Origin of the sequence: Nitrosomonas europaea (genome assembly GCF_900167395.1) — a bacterium.
Classification (GTDB): domain Bacteria; phylum Pseudomonadota; class Gammaproteobacteria; order Burkholderiales; family Nitrosomonadaceae; genus Nitrosomonas; species Nitrosomonas europaea.
Genome location: NZ_FUWK01000015.1, coordinates 17206 through 38237, shown reverse-complemented (window position 1 = coordinate 38237; position 21032 = coordinate 17206). Strand labels below are relative to the sequence as shown.

The 21032-nt window shown below is 50.1% G+C and carries 18 protein-coding genes; 13 read left to right on the top strand and 5 right to left on the bottom strand.

Annotated features, from left to right (window positions below; translation table 11 throughout):
• Window positions 1-16: 16 nt before the first annotated feature.
• Complete coding sequence (gene clpB / locus B5D58_RS06365) at window positions 17-2608, bottom strand: ATP-dependent chaperone ClpB (protein WP_011112875.1); 2592 nt, start codon at window positions 2606-2608, stop codon at window positions 17-19.
• 206 nt (window positions 2609-2814) lie between these two features.
• Here clpB and ovoA point away from each other — a divergent pair, with 206 nt between their 5' ends.
• From ovoA to B5D58_RS06310, 11 genes are all read left to right on the top strand, one after another.
• Entirely contained in the window at window positions 2815-4932 is a 2118-nt protein-coding gene (gene ovoA / locus B5D58_RS06360; RefSeq protein ID WP_011112874.1) for a 5-histidylcysteine sulfoxide synthase, read from the top strand.
• Entirely contained in the window at window positions 4929-6110 is a 1182-nt protein-coding gene (locus B5D58_RS06355) for a pyridoxal phosphate-dependent aminotransferase (RefSeq protein ID WP_011112873.1), read from the top strand. The genes ovoA and B5D58_RS06355 overlap by 4 nt, the downstream gene beginning before the upstream one ends.
• A gap of 96 nt (window positions 6111-6206) precedes the next feature.
• Entirely contained in the window at window positions 6207-7406 is a 1200-nt protein-coding gene (locus B5D58_RS06350; protein ID WP_011112872.1) for a J domain-containing protein, read from the top strand.
• A gap of 198 nt (window positions 7407-7604) precedes the next feature.
• Window positions 7605-8045, top strand: a complete 441-nt coding sequence (locus tag B5D58_RS06345; RefSeq protein WP_011112871.1) for a CBS domain-containing protein — start codon at window positions 7605-7607, stop codon at window positions 8043-8045.
• Between the two features lie 507 nt (window positions 8046-8552).
• The gene (locus B5D58_RS06340; protein WP_011112870.1) at window positions 8553-9911 is read left to right on the top strand and encodes a Na(+)-translocating NADH-quinone reductase subunit A; all 1359 of its coding nucleotides are present in this window, start codon (window positions 8553-8555) and stop codon (window positions 9909-9911) included.
• Between the two features lie 7 nt (window positions 9912-9918).
• The gene (locus B5D58_RS06335; RefSeq protein ID WP_011112869.1) at window positions 9919-11115 is read left to right on the top strand and encodes an NADH:ubiquinone reductase (Na(+)-transporting) subunit B; all 1197 of its coding nucleotides are present in this window, start codon (window positions 9919-9921) and stop codon (window positions 11113-11115) included.
• The gene (locus B5D58_RS06330; protein ID WP_011112868.1) at window positions 11108-11902 is read left to right on the top strand and encodes a Na(+)-translocating NADH-quinone reductase subunit C; all 795 of its coding nucleotides are present in this window, start codon (window positions 11108-11110) and stop codon (window positions 11900-11902) included. The genes B5D58_RS06335 and B5D58_RS06330 overlap by 8 nt, the downstream gene beginning before the upstream one ends.
• 3 nt (window positions 11903-11905) lie before the next feature.
• The gene (locus B5D58_RS06325; protein WP_041357345.1) at window positions 11906-12574 is read left to right on the top strand and encodes an NADH:ubiquinone reductase (Na(+)-transporting) subunit D; all 669 of its coding nucleotides are present in this window, start codon (window positions 11906-11908) and stop codon (window positions 12572-12574) included.
• Complete coding sequence (gene nqrE, locus B5D58_RS06320; protein ID WP_011112866.1) at window positions 12571-13179, top strand: NADH:ubiquinone reductase (Na(+)-transporting) subunit E; 609 nt, start codon at window positions 12571-12573, stop codon at window positions 13177-13179. The genes B5D58_RS06325 and nqrE overlap by 4 nt, the downstream gene beginning before the upstream one ends.
• A gap of 162 nt (window positions 13180-13341) precedes the next feature.
• Entirely contained in the window at window positions 13342-14562 is a 1221-nt protein-coding gene (gene nqrF / locus B5D58_RS06315) for an NADH:ubiquinone reductase (Na(+)-transporting) subunit F (RefSeq protein ID WP_011112865.1), read from the top strand.
• 8 nt (window positions 14563-14570) lie between these two features.
• Window positions 14571-15821, top strand: a complete 1251-nt coding sequence (locus B5D58_RS06310; RefSeq protein WP_011112864.1) for an FAD:protein FMN transferase — start codon at window positions 14571-14573, stop codon at window positions 15819-15821.
• 212 nt (window positions 15822-16033) lie between these two features.
• On the opposite strand, the gene B5D58_RS06305 is transcribed toward B5D58_RS06310, so the two are convergent.
• From B5D58_RS06305 to cutA, 3 genes are all read right to left on the bottom strand, one after another.
• Window positions 16034-16582 (bottom strand): TlpA family protein disulfide reductase, encoded by a 549-nt coding sequence (locus B5D58_RS06305; RefSeq protein ID WP_011112863.1) that lies wholly within the window; start codon window positions 16580-16582, stop codon window positions 16034-16036.
• A gap of 110 nt (window positions 16583-16692) precedes the next feature.
• Window positions 16693-18633 carry a protein-disulfide reductase DsbD gene (dsbD, locus tag B5D58_RS06300; protein WP_011112862.1) on the bottom strand — a complete coding sequence of 647 codons (1941 nt, stop codon included), beginning with the start codon at window positions 18631-18633 and terminating at the stop codon, window positions 16693-16695.
• Between the two features lie 12 nt (window positions 18634-18645).
• Entirely contained in the window at window positions 18646-18984 is a 339-nt protein-coding gene (gene cutA / locus B5D58_RS06295) for a divalent-cation tolerance protein CutA (RefSeq protein WP_011112861.1), read from the bottom strand.
• A 116-nt stretch (window positions 18985-19100) separates the two neighbouring features.
• Here cutA and B5D58_RS06290 point away from each other — a divergent pair, with 116 nt between their 5' ends.
• Window positions 19101-19292, top strand: a complete 192-nt coding sequence (locus tag B5D58_RS06290; protein WP_041357340.1) for a hypothetical protein — start codon at window positions 19101-19103, stop codon at window positions 19290-19292.
• A gap of 92 nt (window positions 19293-19384) precedes the next feature.
• Window positions 19385-20071, top strand: a complete 687-nt coding sequence (locus B5D58_RS06285) for a TIGR04211 family SH3 domain-containing protein (RefSeq protein WP_011112859.1) — start codon at window positions 19385-19387, stop codon at window positions 20069-20071.
• A gap of 15 nt (window positions 20072-20086) precedes the next feature.
• On the opposite strand, the gene B5D58_RS06280 is transcribed toward B5D58_RS06285, so the two are convergent.
• Window positions 20087-20962 carry a thermonuclease family protein gene (locus B5D58_RS06280; protein WP_011112858.1) on the bottom strand — a complete coding sequence of 292 codons (876 nt, stop codon included), beginning with the start codon at window positions 20960-20962 and terminating at the stop codon, window positions 20087-20089.
• Between the last annotated feature and the right edge of the window lie 70 nt (window positions 20963-21032).

The following is a 21032-nucleotide window of genomic DNA, read 5'->3' as shown; positions in this document are numbered from 1 at the left end:
TGGGTCATGAGGCAGTTTAACGTTGTGCGGTAAATTGCATGTGGCCGTTACTGTATTCCACCAGAATAGTATCTCCGGCAGAAAAATGGCCTTCCAGCAGCTCTTTCGCCAACGGATTTTCGATCTGAGCCTGAATGGCTCGTTTCAGCGGCCGTGCACCGAATACCGGATCGAACCCGACTTCGGCCAGTTTGGTCAGTGCCGGTTCTGAAACTACCAGTTTCATTTCCATTTGTGCCAGTCTTTTGCCCAGGTTGCTCAGCTGAATCCGGGCAATCGATTTGATATGCGCTTCACCCAGTGCATGGAAAACGACTACTTCGTCGATACGATTGATGAATTCAGGCCGGAAATAGGTTTTAACCTCTCCCATCACTGCCAGTTTGATGACCTGGTAATCGTCTCCGCTCATTTGCTGGATCATTTGTGAACCCAGGTTGGAAGTCATGACGATAACCGTATTCTTGAAATCCACGGTACGGCCCTGACCATCCGTCATCCGTCCGTCATCCAGCACCTGCAGCAGGACATTGAATACATCCGGATGCGCTTTTTCCACTTCATCGAGCAAAATGACGGAATAGGGTTTGCGCCGCACCTGTTCAGTCAGATAACCGCCCTCCTCATAGCCGACATATCCCGGTGGCGCACCGATCAGGCGTGCGACCGAATGTTTCTCCATGAATTCGGACATATCTACCCGGATCAGGTGTTCCTCGGAATCGAACAGAAATCCTGCCAGTGCTTTGCACAGCTCGGTCTTGCCCACCCCGGTCGGCCCCAGAAACAGGAAAGACCCATACGGGCGATTGGGATCAGCAAGCCCGGAGCGTGAGCGGCGGATTGCATCGGAAACCAGGCGGACGGCTTCATCCTGGCCGATGACACGTTCATGCAACTTGTCTTCCATGAACAGCAATTTCTCACGCTCACCCTGCATCATCTTGGAAACCGGAATGCCGGTTGCACGCGAAACGACTTCGGCGATTTCTTCGGCACCTACCTGGGTACGGAATAACTTTGGTTGTACAGCTTCCTCGGCCGATTCGGCGTGATGGAGCTGTTCGGCAAGCTGTGCTTCCAATTGCGGAATACGGCCATACAGTAATTCAGAAGCTCTCTGCAGATCTCCCTTGCGTCGGGCAGCTTCCTCTTCACGGCGTAGTTTATCCAGTTCTTCCTTGATTTCCTGTGAGCCTTTTGCACGGGACTTCTCTGCTTTCAGTATTTCATCCAGATCAGCATATTCCCGTTCCAGTTTGCTGATTTCTTCTTCAAGCAATGCCAGGCGTTTTTTAGAAGCATCATCCTTTTCTTTCCTGACAGCCTCACGTTCGATTTTCAGCTGGATCAGACGCCGGTCGAGCTTATCCATGACTTCCGGTTTGGAATCCTGCTCCATGCGAATGCGTGCTGCAGCTTCGTCAATCAGATCGATGGCTTTGTCCGGCAGAAAGCGGTCAGTGATATAGCGATGGGAGAGTTCGGCTGCTGCCACGATAGCCGGATCGGTGATTTCCACGCCGTGGTGCAATTCATATTTCTCCTGCAGACCGCGCAGAATGGCAATCGTTGCTTCAACGCCGGGCTCATCCACCAGCACTTTCTGGAAACGGCGTTCCAGTGCGGCGTCCTTTTCAACATATTTGCGATATTCATCCAGTGTGGTTGCGCCTACGCAGTGCAGTTCTCCGCGTGCCAGCGCCGGTTTGAGCATGTTGCCCGCATCCATGGCACCTTCCGCCTTGCCGGCTCCCACCATCGTATGCAGTTCATCGATGAACACGATGGTGCGGCCTTCATCCTGCGCCAATTCTTTCAGCACGGCTTTCAATCGTTCCTCGAATTCTCCGCGGTATTTGGCACCTGCCAGCAGCGCTGCCATATCCAGTGACAGCACCCGCTTGTTTTTCAGTGTTTCAGGTACTTCCCCGTTGACGATGCGCTGTGCCAATCCTTCCACGATTGCCGTTTTCCCGACCCCGGGCTCGCCAATCAGGACCGGGTTATTTTTGGTGCGCCGCTGCAGCACCTGAATCGTGCGCCGGATTTCATCATCGCGTCCGATCACGGGATCGAGCTTGCCTGACCGAGCACGCTCAGTCAGATCCAATGTGTATTTCTTCAATGCTTCACGACTGCCTTCTGCTTCGGCATCGGTCACCTTTTCTCCGCCACGCACGGAATCGACCGCCTGTTCCAGCGCAGCACGTGTCGCTCCATATTGTTTCAGCAATCGTCCGGTTTCTCCTTTGTCTTCCAGCGCTGCCAGCAGGAACATTTCCGAGGCGATGTACTGATCTCCTCTTTTCTGCGCTTCCTTGTCCGTCAGATTGAGCAGATTGGCCAGATCGCGGGAAACATTGATTTCTCCGCCCGTACCTTCCACTTTAGGCAGAAGTTTGAGGCTTTGCGTCAGTGCTTGGCGCAATGGTTGGGCATTCACACCGGCGCGCTGCAGCAGAGAAGTGATGCTGCCGTCATCCTGCTGCATCAGGGCGAGCAGCAGATGCTGCGGTTCGATATAGGGATGATCCTGACCCAGCGCCATGCTTTGCGCATCGGCGAGTGCCTGTTGAAACTTGGTGGTGAATTTGTCAAACCGCATATCATCTCCTGAAAATAAAATAGGTTGGAATGCCCCTACTATATGATGTAACCGTGAAATTTCAAGCTGGCTGCAGGATTTGATTTTGTAATCAAAAATATCTTGTTCCGCATAATGTGTTTTGTCTAACAGAATGATCCAGTCGGTGAGTGGCGGTATAATCGGCCCTTTCCAAATACAGCAAGATTATTGTCTTGAGTCGTTTTATGTCTTCCAAACCTGAACTTTTCCAAAGGACGCCATGGTTGAATGGCGAAGATATCGAAGCCAAACGTACAGAGTTGCGGGCCTATTTTCACACTACCCTGGACAAGTACGAGCAGCTGTTCGAGACTTTGCGCGGTGACGAGGCCTATTACGACAGGCCGATTTCATTGCGTCATCCCCTGATTTTTTATCTGGGACATACCGCTACTTTTTTTGTCAACAAACTGGTGTTGGCCGGAGTACTGGCAGAGCGTATCAACCCGAGGCTGGAATCCATATTTGCGGTGGGTGTGGATGAAATGAGTTGGGATGATCTGAATACAGCTCACTATGACTGGCCGACGGTTGAGGAGGTGATGGCTTACCGCCGCGCCATGCGTGACAAGGTGGATGCGCTGATCAGCTCCTTGCCGCTGACTTTGCCCATTTCATGGGAAAGTCCGTGGTGGGCGATCGTGATGGGTGTGGAACACGAACGTATCCATCTTGAAACTTCTTCCGTATTGATCCGCCAGCATAAACTCAAATATGTACAGTCTCATCCCGCCTGGCAACCCTGTCGTAACAGCGGAAATGCACCGGAGAACGAGATGATCCTGGTTCCGGCGGGGAAAGTGGTTCTGGGTAAAGACAAGGCAGATCCTGTTTACGGATGGGATAACGAATATGGTCACCATGAGGCTGAGCTTTCTGCCTTCCAGGCCAGCCGTTATCTGGTAAGCAATCAGGAATTTCTTGGTTTCGTGGAAGCACGAGGGTACGAAACGAATGATTACTGGGAAGAAGAAGGGCTGGCGTGGCGGCAGTTCAGTGGGGCTGCGTGTCCGACTTTCTGGATACGGGAAGGTGACCAGTGGCGCTTGCGCCTGATGACAGAGGAAGTACCCATGCCCTGGAACTGGCCGGTGGAAGTCAATTACCATGAGGCCAAGGCATTCTGTAACTGGAAGCAGAAAACAACCGGGCAGCCGGTGCGTTTGCTGACCGAAGACGAGTGGTACCGTTTGTATGATGTCGCAGGGCTGACCGAGGTACCGCATACGGAACCGGCAAAAGGTAACATTCATCTCGATCACTATGCTTCCAGTTGTCCGGTGGATGAATTTCAGCAGGGTGAATTTTTCGACATCGTGGGTAACGTCTGGCAGTGGACGGAAACACCCACCTATCCTTTTACCGGTTTTGAAGTGCATCCGTTGTACGATGATTTTACGACCCCCACTTTTGACGATCGGCACAATCTCCTCAAAGGAGGATCGTGGGTCGCGTGCGGCAATGAATCCATCTGGGTGTCACGCTACGCTTTCCGCAGGCATTTTTTTCAGCATGCCGGATTCCGTTATGTGATTTCCGATATGCCTGCCACCCACCACAGTTCACATTATGAAACTGACAAACTGTTGTCGGAGTATGCCGAATTTCACTATGGTGATACCTATTTCGGGGTGCCCAATTTCTCGGTGGCACTGGCCGAGTTGGCCATTGCTGCGATGAGCGGCCGTCCGGCACGCAGGGCGCTCGATCTGGGGTGTGCTTCCGGGCGTGCAACGTTCGAACTGGCACGACATTTCGATCATGTCACCGGTGTCGATTTTTCTGCGCGTTTCATCAACCAGGGCGTGGCACTGGCGGAACATGGCATCCTGCGTTATACCCTCGTGGATGAGGGAGAGCTGGTTTCCTACCGGGAACGTACACTTGCCGGACTGAATCTGGAGAGTGTCAGGCACAAGGTCGAGTTTTTCCAGGGGGATGCCTGTAATCTCAAACCGATACTGACAGGTTACGATCTGATTCTGGCAGTCAACCTGATCGACCGTTTGTATGAACCTGCCAAATTCCTGACCATGGTGCATGAGCGGCTGAATCCGGGGGGGATGCTGCTGATTGCATCGCCTTATACATGGCTGGAAGAACATACCAAACGGGAACACTGGATTGGCGGTTTCAAACGGGATGGTGAAAATTTTACTACGCTGGACGGCTTGAAAGAAATACTGGGTAAACATTTCCGGCTGATTGGAGCGCCATGTGAAGTGCCTTTCGTGATTCGTGAAACCCGGCATAAATTTCAACATACCTTGTCGGAAGTGACAATCTGGGAGAGAGTTGTTTGAGCGTCGATTTCGACCGCGAAATCGATCGTACCGGGACATGCAGTACGAAATATGACGGCCGTCAGGCAACGTTCGGTCATCCGGATGTCATGCCGTTGTGGGTGGCGGATATGGATTTTGCTGCTCCGGCAGCAGTGACTGAAGCACTGGTCGCACGCGCTGCCCACCCGGTTTACGGCTATACGCTTTTTCCTGACAGTCTGTATGAAGCGTTGATCAACTGGCTGAAATTGCGTCATGGCTGGAAAGTAGAGCGGGAGTGGATCGTCCTTTGTCCCGGGGTAGTCCCTTCACTGAGCACGGTAATTCTTGCGCTGAGTGGGCCAGATGAATCTGTCATCGTTCAGCCGCCGGTATATTATCCGTTCTTCTCGGTGATCAAAAAGACAGGTAGAAAACTTCTGACCAGTGCATTGCAACTGGTGGAAGGAAGCTATCGGATGGATTTTGCTGATCTTTCACAGCAGGCGGTTTCTGCGCGCATGCTGCTGTTCTGTTCACCACATAATCCGGTTGGCCGGGTGTGGAGCAGACCGGAACTGGAGAGGTTGCTGGATATTGCCAGACAACATCGACTCATCATCGTATCCGATGAAATTCACGCTGACCTGATTTACCCCGGTAACAAGCATCATATCCTCGCCAGCCTGGCCGGTTCTCCAGAATCAATTATTACTGCTGTCGCACCGAGTAAAACGTTCAACATCCCCGGACTTAATTTATCTGCTTTGATTGTTCCCGATCCGGCGTATCGGGCAGCTATTCGTGACCGGCTGGAAATGATGCACGTCAGTGCCGCCAATCCGTTCAGCGTAGTGGCGTTTGAAGCAGCTTACCGTGCCGGAGGTGAATGGCTGGAAGCGCTGATGACCTATCTCGCAGATACGCGGGAAATGGTACGACAATATCTGGCTGAATATCTGCCGGAGATTCGGCTGATTCTTTCACAGGGTACCTACCTGTTGTGGCTGGATTGTCGCAGGTTGGACATGAGTGACGATGAAATCAAACATTTCTTCATTTTCGAGGCGGGGATCGGTATGAACCCCGGCATCTCGTTTGGCAAGGAAGGCAGCGGTTTCATGCGTATGAACATCGGTGCGCCCCGACACCGTATCAGGCAGGCGCTGGAGAGCATTCGCAGCGCACTTGAACGAAGAAGAAACAGCATTTCCTAAAAAGGATTGATTTATTTTTCAGGAAAATGCTGGTAAATAGATGAATACGATTGTAACTGCGAGTTTTTCTGTTTTTTACATTCTGGAATTTCCGCTATGTCTCGTAGCCCTCGGCAAGAATCACTATCCGATCCCGTCAATAGCAGTGAACTCACCATTACCGATGTTCTGACGCACGCAAAACCACAAACCAAGCAACAGGCAACTTTCCAGCGCCTGATCCGGCAAATTGACGAGCAACGAGCTCAGGTTGCGGAGTGGCACACTTATAGCGAACGCTACGGTCAGCGCGTGGGCAGCGAACTGATGCCCCTGTTTGCACAACTGCGCGAAAAACGCATCGCCATGCTGCATCTGCTTGACACGCAATTTCATCAGCGCAATGTCATTCGTGGCAAGCAACAGCGCGCAAAGTTGTGCGACATCATTCTCAACCTGGCGCATGAGTTGTTGCTTGAGCAGCGCGATGAGGAAATCGTGGCGCTGTATGACAAATATAGCGATCCCAGTTATGACGATCAGGCCGGGATTGATAAGACCATTTCGCAGGATGTGATCGAAGAACTGTTTGGTGTGCGTCTGGACGATGACAATGCGGATGTCAGCATGGAGGAAATGCTGGCAAAAGCCATGCGCCAACGGCAGGAAGAAGAAGCCAAAAATAAAGCCGGATCAGGCTCACGCCGCCGTAAATCAGCCAAACAGGCGGCCGCTGAGGAGAAACGTGCGGCAGCAAAAAAAGAAATCAGCCAGTCCGTGCGTGAAATTTATCGCAAACTGGCCAGTAGCCTGCATCCTGATCGCGCAAGCACCGATCTGACGGCGGATGAGAAAACCACCCTGATGCAGCGCGTCAACCAGGCTTATGATCGGAGCGATTTGCTTGAGCTGCTGAATATCCAGCTCGAAATCGAACAGATTGATACCAATTACCTCACCAACCTGCCTGATGAACGTATTGAACATTACATTCAGGTACTGCGTGAGCAACTGGCGGAACTCAAGGCGGAGCTTGCGTCGTTATTGATGCCCTACTGGAAGCTGGTGCCTTATACACAAAAGATCAGGCCGACTCATGTTGACAAGGCAATGGATGCTGAAATCACGCGGCTGGAAATGGATCTGCGGCAAGCTGATATTGATCTCATCGCTTTCCAGGATGCCAAACAGCTCGCGACCTTTATTAAGCACTATCAGGTGAATGATGGGTTTGACGAGTTTGATGATGGGTTGCAAATGTTGGGTGATTTACTGAGCAGTTTTTCTGCGCCACCTCCCCGCCGACGTAAGCGCTGAACACCCATCCGGGCATACCTCAAATGCCGGGACGGCAAATTTGATTTTTCAATAATGAGACCAAACTAAACAACCACCGGCTTTAGCCGGTGGTTGTTTAGTTTCATAAAGCTATCTGTAGCGTCCTGGTTTGCTTTGCGCCGGTAAAGCGCTACCATAGTTGAGCAAACTGATTTGTTAACAAGAAAGGAAATCACCATGAAAACTGTCAAACATTTGCTACAGGAAAAGGGGCATACTGTAGTTGCCATTGGTCCGGATGATTCAGTATTTAACGCCATGCAGAAAATGGCAGCCGATAATATCGGTGCATTGCTGGTCATGAAAGATGAGAAACTCGTCGGTATTCTTACAGAGCGTGATTTTTCCAGAAAATCGTATCTGCTGGATAAGCCGGTGAAGGATACACAGGTGAAGGAAATCATGACCCGTCAGGTGGCTTACGTCGATCTGAACAATACCAATGAGGATTGCATGGCCCTGATAACAGAAATGCGTGTCCGGCATTTACCTGTTCTGGATGATGGCAAGGTTATCGGTCTGCTTTCAATAGGGGATTTAGTGAAGGATGCTATTTCGCAGCACCAGTTCGTCATTAATCAGCTTGAACGCTACATTTACGATACGCGGGAAATTTGACAGGAAAAATCTTCCCGCGTTATTAAAAGGGGTGGTTATTGAGCTAATATGATGCATGGAATATTCCATGCATCTGGCGAGATGCCAGGAATGATTACGTCACTAAACCATTTTCGGTTTAGTCTGTTTATCTGCTTGTACAGATCTGCCTGTGCAGACAGGCAGATCTGAAATGAAATACCACGCATCGAATCAGTAATGGCGAGTAGAGAAATTATCGCAATCGTTGTCCCTGGCCATCCTGGTCGTTGCTAGTCGCGTGAGTGGTGTGGCAATCCAGAAAATACCGTGACGGTAGGTGTGATGGTTATCCTGTGCGTCCTGTCAGTTCCATCTCGGATGGCTTCACCCCCCAGCGTTTGTCATGACGGAGGATTATCGTTACGCCTGAAGCGTTACAGGTATATTAATGATTGAGTGAGCCGATTCAATTCTGGATTGTTACAGTTCTGCGGGGACCACGTTGGATAAAAACACAGGACGAACAAAGACCTCTTTTCTTCGATCATGTTTATCAAACTAAACAAGGGGTTGGATCTGCCTATCAGCGGCGAGCCGGAGCAGTGTGTGTATGCTGCGACTGCAGTACGCCATATCGCTGTGGCGGGAGTGGATTACATCGATCTCAAACCGACCATGAAGGTAACAGAAGGTGACAGGGTCAGGCTTGGACAACCCTTATTCGAATATAAAAAACTGCCTGGTGTCGTATTCACTGCTCCCGGTGCCGGGCGCATCGTGGCGATTAACCGGGGGACAAGGCGCATACTATTATCGGTCGTCCTTCAACTGGATGAACAGGAGGATGAAGAGACTTTCATCAAATATGCTCCGGATGAACTATCTAATCTGGCAGATGAGCAGGTCAAAGAGAATCTGCTGATCTCCGGCTTGTGGACGACATTACGTACTCGTCCCTATAGTAAGGTGCCTGATCCTGCTACACGGCCTGCCGCAATTTTCATTACCGCTATAGACAGCAATCCCCTAGCTGCGGATCCCGTACCCATTATCACGGCAGAGATGGAATCCTTTAATCACGGCCTGAGAATTCTGTCGCGTTTGACTGATGGGCCATTATGGGTCTGTCAGAGTCCCCAGGCGAAATTATCGTTACCTGAAGATTTGCCACAATTGCAGCAAGCCCGGTTTGCCGGGCCGCACCCTGCCGGTCTTCCCGGTACGCATATCCATTTTCTTCAGCCAGTCAGTGCATATAAAACGGTCTGGTATCTGAATTATCAGGAGGTAATTGCCATCGGTAAGCTGTTCGTAACCGGGCGCCTCTGGACTGAGCGTATCGTGGCGCTTGGCGGGCCCGGGGTCAAGAAGCCGCGTCTGTTACGTACCCGGTTGGGAGCTTCACTAGAGGAGTTATTGGCTGGTGAACTGGTTGAATCAATGGATAAGCGTGTTATTTCCGGTTCAGTCTGGTCCGGTCGCAAGGCGGTAGATGAACTGGCTTTTCTGGGGCGGCATCATTTGCAGGTCACTGTAATTGGAGAGAAGAGTGAGCGGGAATTCCTGGGTTGGCTTAACCCCGGGGGAAATAAATATTCCAAGTTGAATGTACTGTTTTCCAGTTTCTTTCGCAAAAAGAGAAAGTTCGAATTTACGGCCAGCCAGCAAGGCAGCCCGCGTGCCATGATTCCGATCGACACTTTTGAAGAAGTCATGCCACTCGATATATTGCCTGCACAACTCTTACGCGCGTTGCTGGTGATGGATACCGATATGGCGCAAAAGCTGGGTTGTCTCGAACTGGATGAAGAAGATCTGGCGTTATGTTCATTCATATGTGTGGGTAAGCATGACTATGGTGTAATCCTGCGAGAGAATTTACGACAAATCGAGAAAGAAGGATAAGCACTCCATGCGTCGTCTGCTTAATAATATAAAACCACATTTCGATCGAGGCGGAAGATTCGAAAAATATTACGCCTTATACGAAATGGTGGATACTTTTTTATATACGCCAGACGACTCGACCCGCTCTGCACCGCATGTGCGCGATGCGATTGATCTTAAGCGCCTGATGAGTTATGTGGTCATCGCATTGCTGCCCTGTATTCTATGGAGTTGGTATAACACTGGTTATCAGGCGAATCTTGCGCTGCAGGAACTGGGAGAGATCGGCCAGAACTGGCGTAACAATCTGCTGCTGACACTGAATGTCGGATTCGATCCCGGCAGTGTCCTGGCCAGCACAATACATGGTTTACTGTATTTCCTGCCTATTTACCTGACGACACTGGCGGTAGGTGGATTCTGGGAAGTGTTGTTCGCGTTGGTACGTAAACATGAGGTAAATGAAGGATTCCTGGTTACTTCCATGTTGTTCGCATTGACCTTGCCACCTAATATGCCGCTGTGGATGGTTGCACTGGGAATCAGTTTCGGAGTGGTGATCGGCAAGGAAGTTTTTGGCGGAACCGGTAAGAATTTTCTCAATCCTGCATTGGTGGGGCGCGCGTTTCTCTATTTTGCCTACCCTGCGGATATTTCGGGTGATCTGGTCTGGGTAGCGGTTGACGGTTACACGAGTGCGACACCATTGGGATTGGGTGCGATTGGCGGCATGGAAGCGGTGACGGCAGGTGGCTACACCTGGTGGAATGCCTTCATCGGTTTGATGCCTGGTTCCCTGGGAGAAACTTCGACGCTGGCTTGTCTGCTGGGTGCAATATTTCTGATTTATACCAAGGTCGCATCCTGGCGTATCATTTTTGGTGTGTTCTTTGGGATGGTGGCAACCAGTTTTTTGTTTAATATATTAGAAAGCGATAATCCGATGATGGCCATGCCCTGGCACTGGCATCTGGTGCTGGGTGGTTTCGCTTTCGGTATGGTATTCATGGCGACTGATCCGGTTTCTGCTGCCATGACCAACGCCGGGCGCTGGGTGTTCGGTTTATTGATCGGTTTTATGACGGTCTTGATCCGGGTGGTGAATCCGGCTTTTCCGGAAGGGATTATGCTGGCTATCTTATTTGCCAATGTATTTGCACCGCTGATCGATTATGTTGTCATCCAGCTTAATATTCGTCGGAGGCTGCGTCGTCATGGCTGAGCCGAATTCAGCTCCCGTTCAGCATAGTGCCCGGAGAACGGTGGGTGTAGCGCTGGCCGTGTGTCTGGTTTGCTCCCTGTTCGTGACCAGTGCTGCAGTGACGCTCAGGCCGATACAGATAGCCAATCAAGTCAAGGAACGTCAACGTGTGCTTGTAGAACTTGCCGGTCTGACTGCATTGGGATTATCTATCGAGAGTGCTTATCGTCTGTTCGACGTGCGTATGGTTGAGCTTGCGAGTGGCAACTTCGTGGATGATCAGGACACGGAACGATTCGATATTACCAAAGCAGCCAAGGATGAGGCGCAATCCACCGCATTGACGCGTGAAGAGGATATCGCGCAGATTCAGCGGAAACCTAAATATCTGCCAGTTTATCTAATTCATAATGAAGCTGGAAAACTGGAAACATTGATCCTGCCCATATACGGCCACGGATTATGGTCTACGCTTTACGGTTTTATTGCCTTGGAAGGGGATTTGCGCACAGTCAAAGGGCTCCGGTTTTATCAGCATGCGGAAACACCGGGATTAGGAGGCGAAGTGGACAATCCGCGCTGGCTTACCTCGTGGGAAGGTAAAGTCATTTTTGACGAAGCTTGGCAACCGCGTATCGAATTGATCAGAGGGTCAGTTGGAAGCGCTACGCCTGACAGTCAGCATAAAGTGGATGGTTTATCCGGTGCAACCATGACTACGCGAGGCGTCGATAATTTATTGAAATTCTGGTTTGGAGAGAATGGTTTTGGCCCTTTCCTGCTTCGTTTACGTGAAGAAAGGAGTTGAATGATGGCACAATCCGTCCGCAAAATTTTATTTACACCCGTTGTTAACGAAAATCCGATTACACTGCAAGTACTGGGGATCTGTTCAGCGCTGGCGGTTACCAGCAAAGTATCTACAGCTTTGACTATGTGTATTGCTTTGACGCTGGTCGTAGCCTGTTCCAGCATGCTGATCAGTCTGATTCGTCATTACATCCCTACGAATATTCGTATTATCATACAAATGACGATTGCCGCCTCGCTGGTGATCGTGGTTGACCAGTTCCTGCGGGCATTTGCCTATGAGGTCAGTCGGGAGCTCTCGGTATTCGTCAGTCTGATCGTTACCAATTGTATCGTCATGGGGCGGGCAGAGGCATTTGCCATGAAAAATCCGCCCTGGCCGAGTTTCCTTGATGGATTGGGTAATGGTCTCGGGTACAGCGCGATTTTGCTGATAGTCGGGATAATACGTGAACTGTTCGGTTCGGGCTCCCTGCTGGGAGTTACGATCCTGCCACTCATTCGGGATGGTGGTTGGTATGAACCCAATGGATTGTTATTATTGCCGCCCAGCGCTTTCTTTCTGATCGGATTGATCATCTGGGGGGTGCGCTCCTGGAAAACGAATCAAGTCGAGCAACCCGAGTTCCGCATCCAGCAGACCCATAATCCTACTGAGATCATAAGATGAACAGTCTGGCCGGTTTATTTATTACCGCAGTTTTCGTCGAGAATCTTGCGCTTACTTTTTTTCTTGGCATGTGCACTTTTCTGGCCATTTCCAAAAAAATAGAGGTGGCGTTCGGCATGGGAATTGCCGTGATCGTCGTCCAGACATTGACGGTTCCCATCAATAATCTGGTTTATCAGTACCTGCTTCGTGACGGTGCTCTGGTCTGGGCAGGTCTGGCGGAGATTGATTTAACTTTCCTCGGGCTCGTCAGTTATCTTGGGGTTATCGCCGCGATAGTACAGATTCTGGAAATGTTTCTGGATCGTTTCATGCCGGCTCTGCACAGTGCATTGGGCATCTATCTGCCACTGATTGCCGTGAATTGTGCCATTCTGGGTGGTTCATTGTTCATGGTGGAACGTGACTATAATTTTACTGAGAGCCTTGTATATGGTCTCGGCTCCGGTTTCGGTTGGGCGTTGGCAATTGTTGCGCTGGCTGGTGTACGTGAAAGACTCAAATATTCGGATGTGCCAGACGGTTTACAGGGACTGGGCATTACTTTTATCAGTGCGGGATTGATGGCTATGGGATTCATGGCCTTCTCCGGCATTCGGCTTTAACATTTGTGAATAAAATCGTTATATCCCCTCCCTGTTTCCATGGCATAGCAGACGCGATATTTGCGACTCATCTATCCGACATGCTTCGTCATTGTATGTTGAATACTTTATTTCCAGGCTATTTGTCGCGATTACGTTACAGGCCCTAATCCGAAATCGCGTATGCTGGAAATCTTTCTCGGTGTTTTCTTCTTTACTGCGATAATTATCGTCCTGGTATTTGTCATCCTTGGTGCGCGTGCCAAATTGGTAACGCATGGTCGTGTCACAATCAATGTGAATGATGAGCGCACTATCGAAGCATTGACCGGAGGGAAGCTGCTCGGTACGCTGGCCACTGCTGGTATTTTTGTCAGCTCTCCCTGTGGTGGAAGCGGTACATGTGGTCAATGTCGTGTCAAGGTATTCGAAGGTGGCGGAGATATTCTGCCCACCGAGACTTCCCACATCAACAAACATGACGCGCGGGCCGGCTACCGTTTGTCCTGCCAGGTTTCCGTCAAACAGAACATGAAGATCGTTGTACCCGATGAGGCATTTGGGGTAAGAAAATGGTCTTGTAAGGTCCGTTCCAATCATAACGTCGCTACGTTTATCAAAGAGCTGGTACTGGAGCTTCCCGAAAGTGAACAGTTCGATTTTCGTGCCGGCGGTTATATCCAGATTGAGTGTCCGCCCTATGTCAGTGCATTCAAGGATTTCGATATAGAAGAACGTTTCCGCAAAGATTGGGATCATTATGATTTTTGGCGCTATGTTTCGAAAACACAGGAACCTGTCATGCGCGCCTATTCGATGGCCAATTATCCCGAAGAGCGGGGCATCATCATGTTGAATGTACGCATTGCAACGCCTCCACCTCAGCGTGAAGATGTACCACCAGGCCAGGCTTCATCCTATATTTTTTCGCTCAAGCCTGACGATTCGGTTACGGTCACGGGGCCATTCGGCGATTTTTTCGCGCGCGATACCGAAAACGAAATGATTTTCATTGGTGGTGGTGCAGGCATGGCACCCCTGCGCTCCCATATTCTCGATCAGTTATGCCGGCTCAAATCCCGGCGCAAAATTTCCTTCTGGTATGGTGCTCGCTCCAGGAATGAAATGTTCTATGTCGAGGATTTTGACAGGCTATCGAAGGAATATGACAATTTTAAGTGGTACGTTGCTTTGTCCGATGCATTGCCTGAGGATAACTGGCAGGGGTATACTGGTTTCATCCACCAGATATTGTTCGATAACTATTTGAAAGATCACCCCGCTCCGGAGGATTGCGAATATTATCTGTGTGGCCCGCCCATGATGAGTAAGGCAGTTATCGATATGCTGATTGGTCTGGGTGTCGAACAGGAAAATATATTGTTCGACGACTTTGGAGGATGACAATCATTATGATGAAAGCTTCACTATCCATGTCTCCCCGGTCGATTATGATCATCATTGCAGCTTTCCTGATTATGATGGCACTGCTTGGACGGATTTTTTTTGCTTCTTCTCTTACCCAGTCACACGTGCATGGCTATACCATGGGGACGAAGTACAGTGTGAAATACCGTCATCCGGAGGGTGGTTTTACACCTGATACAGCACAAAAACAGATAGAGTCGGTTCTCGACGAAATTAACCGGGCTATGTCTACCTACGATCCTGAATCGGAACTTTCACGCTTGAATCGAGCAACTACATCTGATTGGATCCCGGTTTCCGACTCATTATTTACCGTACTTGAAGCGGCGCTGGAGATAGGTGCGCGGAGTGAAAAAGCTTTCGATATTACGGTCGGACCGGCGGTAAATCTCTGGGGGTTCGGGCCCGAGTTCCATTCCGAACGAATTCCTGATAAAAGTGAAATTGCTGCGGTACTTCCGGCAATCGGTCAGGATAAGCTCGTGCTCGATCGAGAAACGCATGCTATCCGCAAGCTACACTCTGATATCTATATAGATTTATCTGCTATTGCCAAAGGATATGCGGTCGACCGGGTAGCGGAAATATTCGATGCACGGGGCATTGAACATTACCTGGTCGAAATCGGCGGTGAGATTCGAGCACGTGGTACCAATGCGCAGAATACTCCCTGGCAAATTGGAATCGAGAAACCACATCACCAATATGGTCGTTCCGCTCCATATAAGATACTGTCCTTGCAGGATACAGGATTGGCAACTTCAGGAGATTATCAAAATTTCTTCGAAATTGAAGGCCATCGTTACAGCCACCTTATCGATCCCACTACCGGCTGGCCGGTGGAAAATGGAGCGTCTTCGGTTACCGTACTGGCGGAAAGTTGCATGGTTGCAGATGCATGGGCAACGGCATTGTTGGTGCTCGGGCACGAGCGTGGCCTGACTATTGCTGAAGATCAAGGCATCGCGGTTCTCTTCATTGTCAACCAGGAAGGTGTTATCAAAGGATATACGAGCAGTCATTTCCCGGCGGAGCGTGCATCCGATTTTACTCAGATTTTTATTGCAACCTTCCTGGTAATGGGGCTTGCGCTTATCGCCATGGCGATCGGGGTCATCGGCGGACGTCAGCCTCTTGCCGGCAGTTGTGGTGGGCTGGGTCGCATGGGACTGGGATGTGAAGCCGGTTGTGATCAGTCTTGCGCAAAACACGATGGTAAAAATAGCGTGCACTAAAAATGCCTGATCTCGGGTTTTGAGGCAAAATTTTTTCGCATGAGTCAACGTATTTTATGCGAGACGTGCCGGAAGATCAGACAGAAGGAGCGCGACATAACGCAATATTACGCGAGATGCAGGAATGGAAAGGTAATGTTGTATTCCGAGGCAATCATGCGGAGTGCCAAGACGTATCAGACCATGAGTAGTGGTTAACGGGTTTTGCAGGTTTATTGCAGCATTGGTTTGATGATTTCTTCGATCTGTTTTTTCTTGATTCTTCCCAAGTGGGTATCGACGATCATGCCGCTGCGGTCGATCGTGACGGTAAAAGGCAGAGCACCCTGCAGGTTGCCCATGGCTTCTGCAAGTGAAAAGGCATCGAATTCCCCGACCAGCACAGGGTAGTTGATATTGAATTCCTTACTGAACGCGGCTACTTTATCGGTATCGTCTATGGCGATACCGAGAATGACCAGATCTTTTTGATGGTATGCCGTATAGGTATCGATCAATTCCGGAATTTCATCGCGGCAAGGCAGACACCAGGTTGCCCAGAAATTGGCGATGACGATTTTTCCCCGCCATTGTGACAGAGCTTGAGGGGTGCCATCCAGAGCGGACAAGGTTGCATCGAAGAATTTATCAGCTCCGGCCTTTCTGTCAGCACTCGACAGGGAGACTGTGATGCCCATTTCTCTGGATTTGTAAGCGAAACCAGCAGCCAGTGAAAGAATTGCAACGATGACGTAGAACGAGAACCTGTTAGGCTTGGACATAGAGAATTCTGAAAGAAAGTTTATGTGAAATGCGGAAACCGGGTTTATATCAGATATACCGGTACCGGAAGGAAGTTTTCTACACTGGCAGACCGGTAATCAGCCGGTTATCAGAGCAGGATTGCGTCCAGTACCGTGATGAAGTCTCTTTTATCGAGGTAGCCAATGATTTTGATGTTTGGAATCTCGACTCCCTGCCGGTCAAAAAACAGAATTCCGGGCGGGCCAAAGAGCTTGAAACGTTTGAGTAAAGCAGCATCATCCGGTGTGCCGTCTGTGACATTGATCTGCACCAGTTCGACATTTTTCAAGCGTGCCTGAACCTGCGGGTCAGTGAAGGTAAAGCGCTCCATTTCTTTGCAGGAAATACACCAGTCTGCATAAAAGTCGATCATGACATAACGTCCTTGTGATTGCCGGATGAGTTCATCCAGCTCGGCAGTCGTTTTAACCCGCTTGAATGGCAGAGATTCATTTGTGTTCACAGAGGGTTCGGCAAGCTGGCCGGAAGGTGTGGCAGCAGCCAGGCTGAGTTTGGATAGAGGTTGCAGAATATCCCGACTTCCGGAAAGTACGCCAATGAGCAAGGCAACACCTACCAGCAGCGCGATGACACCGATTCCCTTGAGAAATTTGTTGAAACCTGATGCATGGCCGGGCAGTGGATCGAGTGCATGCAGGTAGATTGCCGAAATGATCAGCAGTGCCGCCCAAAGCAGCATGTGCACAACTTCCGTGATGACGGGCGAGACCAGCCAGATTGCTACGGCCAGCAGCAGGACGCCGAAAAACTGCTGGACAGCTTTCATCCAGGCACCGGATCTGGGCAGTAATGCACCGGCCGAGACGCCCAACAGCAGCAATGGCATACCCATTCCCAGTGCCATGATGAACAGTGCGGAACCGCCCAGTACGACATCGCGCGTCTGGCTGATATAAATCAGTGCACCAGCCAGCGGGGCAGCGACACAGGGACTGACGATCAGAGCAGACAATGCTCCCATTCCAAATACACCGGTAAGCTGGCCTCCCTTGAAATGACCTGTTTCTTCGACCAGCTTGTTTTGTATAAAAGATGGCATTCGCAGTTCGTAGAAACCAAACATCGAGAAAGCCAGAGCCACGAAGACCAGCGCAAATGTTCCCAATACCCAGGCATTTTGCAGTGCAGCAGACAGCATGGTGCCAGACAGACCCGCTGCTGCGCCGGCGATGGCATAAGTGATCGCCATGCCCAGTACATAAGCCAGCGCCAGCATGAACCCGCGCAGTTTCGACATTTGCTGCCCTTTACTGGCGATGATTCCGGACAGAATCGGAAACATGGGAAATACGCAGGGAGTAAAGGCGAGCAGCAAGCCAATACCAAAGAATCCGCTCAGAATCAGCCAGAAATTGCCACTGGCGAACAAGCGCTCTATTTTGTAGGATTCCGTTTCAAACAATGGTGCATTGTCTGTCTGGAACAATTCGGCTGTAGCATCGGTTCCGGTAGCTCCGGCTGCCTGAACATCTCCACTGATCGTGCCGGCAACCGTGTCGATTGCAGCTTTGACAGTCGGCAGCAGAATGTCATTTACCTTGTTGATCGGTGCATAGCACACACCGATGGGCTCGTTGCAGCCCTGGTAAGTGGCAGACAGGGAAAGTTGCTCCGGTGCAGATGCATCCCGACGTAGCGAAATAATGGCTTCCAGGGGCTGGTAGTAAACTTCCGTCTGACCAAAAGCGGGATCCTGCTTCATTTTACCCGGCGGGAGGGCTACCTGGTCGACATGGATACCTGCACTTTTCGATTCGAAGTTGATTTTATCCCGATAGAGGTAGTAGTCTTTGGCGGGTGTCAGGCGAGCAATCAGCGTGCGGTCATCCCGGACTTCGAGCGACAGCTTGAAAGCTTCATCCGGTGGCAGCAGTTCCTGCTCGGTCTGTTCGGAACCGACACCGAGCCGTTGCAGAATACTCATCAATCCCCCTGATGAACCTTCTTCGGCCATGGTGTGAGTGCTTACCAGGCACAGTAACAGTAAAATGGTTTTTATCCAGCGCATTGGCTATCTCGGTTAAGTATCTGTTTCGGTTGTTTCGTGAGCAATCCACTGTAAATAAGCAGACAATCCGTTATCGACAGGGACAGCAATAATCTCGGGGAGTTCATAGGGGTGCAGTGATTTGATTGCCTGTTCCACTGCTTCATAACGCTGCCGGGTGGTTTTGATCAGCACCGGAACTTCACTGGCTGTTTCAGTCAGGCCCTGCCACCGATAAACAGAAGTACACCCCTGCAGAATGTTGATGCAGGCAGCCAGCCGGCGGTCAACCAGCATTTCTGCCAGCTCCCTGGCGCTTGTGTCATTCGGGAAGTTGGTCAGAACGAGCAGAATTTGTGATGATCCGGTCATTTCATGGAGTTCTGAGAATAGTCGTCCCGGCAGGTGATCTGAATTTCTATGATATTCTATTGTAGTAAATGCGATTTCTCGTGGCAATCAACAAGAAGATGGTGTGAAACGATATGATGAAAAATCTGTTTGTGTTACTCCAGTCTATTACAGCTATTTTTCCTGTCAGTATTTTCTTTACTTACATCATTATGGATGAAGGTGATCAGTTTACCTACGAACATTATCTGGTTACAGCACTGAGCGCTTTCCCTTTCTTCATGGTTCTGCTGATCAAATATTTCATATCCGGGTTCGAGAACAAGTAGTGTTTTCAGTCGATATGAGAATCCGGCATTTCGGACTTACGTCAATATCGATGGTATAACCTTGTTTCTGGAGCCGGATACCACTACCGCAAATGAACAAAATTACTTATTTTCTTGCTGCATCCATGTTTTTTGTTTTCTTATGGGGGGTGCCATTGACCGCCCGGGCAGAAAAAAGTTACGCCAGTGACCAGGTGGAAGTGTTGATGCGAACTGGTCCCAGTCAGCAGCATGCGATCGTAAGGATGCTGAAAAGTGGTGTGGCGCTGGAAGTATTGGAGCGTGACCAGAACAAGGGATATTCCAGAGTCAGGACTACCGGAGGTACAGAAGGTTGGGTGCTGTCCCGATATTTGATGGCTGAACCCGCGGCGCGTGAATTGCTTGAAAAATTGAGCAGTGATTTTTCCGGATCGGACAGCCGGCCGGATAGCATTCGTGCACAGGCTGATCTCGTCAGACATGAATTGGGGATGCAGAAGAAGCAGGCAGAAACCCTTGAGAAAGACAATAAACGACTGGAAGCCGAATTGTCCAAAATCAGGCAATTGTCTGCCAACGCAGTGCAATTGAATGGTGAGAATCAGGAAATGCGGCAACAGGTAGCTGATCTGAAGATGAAACTCGGTGAACTTGAACAGGAGAATCATGCGCTCAGCGGACAGATTGAACGCGAATGGTTTTATGCCGGGGCACTGGTGCTGTTTGCCGGTTTGTTTCTGGGGCTGGTCATTCCGCGTATTCAATGGCGCAAGCGGTCACGTTACAACGACTTCTAAACAACCGACAATCGATCAATACAGGATCAACGCACTTGGGTGCTGGATACGTATTGAAAAATGGTTTTTCCGGCGTGATACCCAGCCACGTACTTCAAGTGGTCTGTTTAAATAGGTTTCAAGCGGAGGGAACAAGGCTAGATCCCGGTTGGCAAAAGACAGATCGAGGTTGTCACTGATAATGAGCCGGCTGAATCGGTGGTTTCGTTTGAGTACTTTGGCCTTTACCCGGTAGCGCTGCCAGCCGAACGGCTTCTCGGTCAATTTGATCAGCGGGCGCGGTTGATAGTGTTGCATTGACCAGATTCCGAGTTTCCTGGTTTCTGCCCGTTGTTGTGCCCTGATGAGCGTATTGGCATGGAGCAGGTTGGGCGGGATCAGGTTGGCTATGGCCAATCCCTTCTCCACCAGGGAAAGATTGATATGTTCTCCATCCGGAAGATACAAGTGAGCCAGCATTCTTTTATAGTGATCATGTGTTTGCCGGTCATGTTCCAGATATACGCTGCGCCCCTGTAATTTCCCTCGCAGCCACTTTTTTGCATCTGCCCCGCCCGGTTCTCCCGGGTGGTACCGGTTTCCGGTTTCAGGTGCATTTATACCCAGCAACCTTACCCGCTTGTTGTTCTCGAGTACGATGGTGTCGCCATCGATGACCCGGGTAACCCGATATTTGCTGCGGGCCGGTGGAGTGGCTGGCTGTAAGGGTTTGGCTGCTGGTGTGGGTATATCTGAATAAAGCGTGCGGCCATGAGAGTCTGTAGAACGATAGATGGTCTCGGCCAGACCGGACTGGGCATGTAGAAGAATCAGCAGAACTACAAGGGGATAAATCGCCCTGAAAAAGAATGATGGGATGAGCTGTATCCGGAGTGCTCTGGTAAAATGCATAACTTTGAATCCAGTCGGAATTATTCAGATTGAATGGTCTGTACAGCCAATAGCGGCGACAAGACACAAA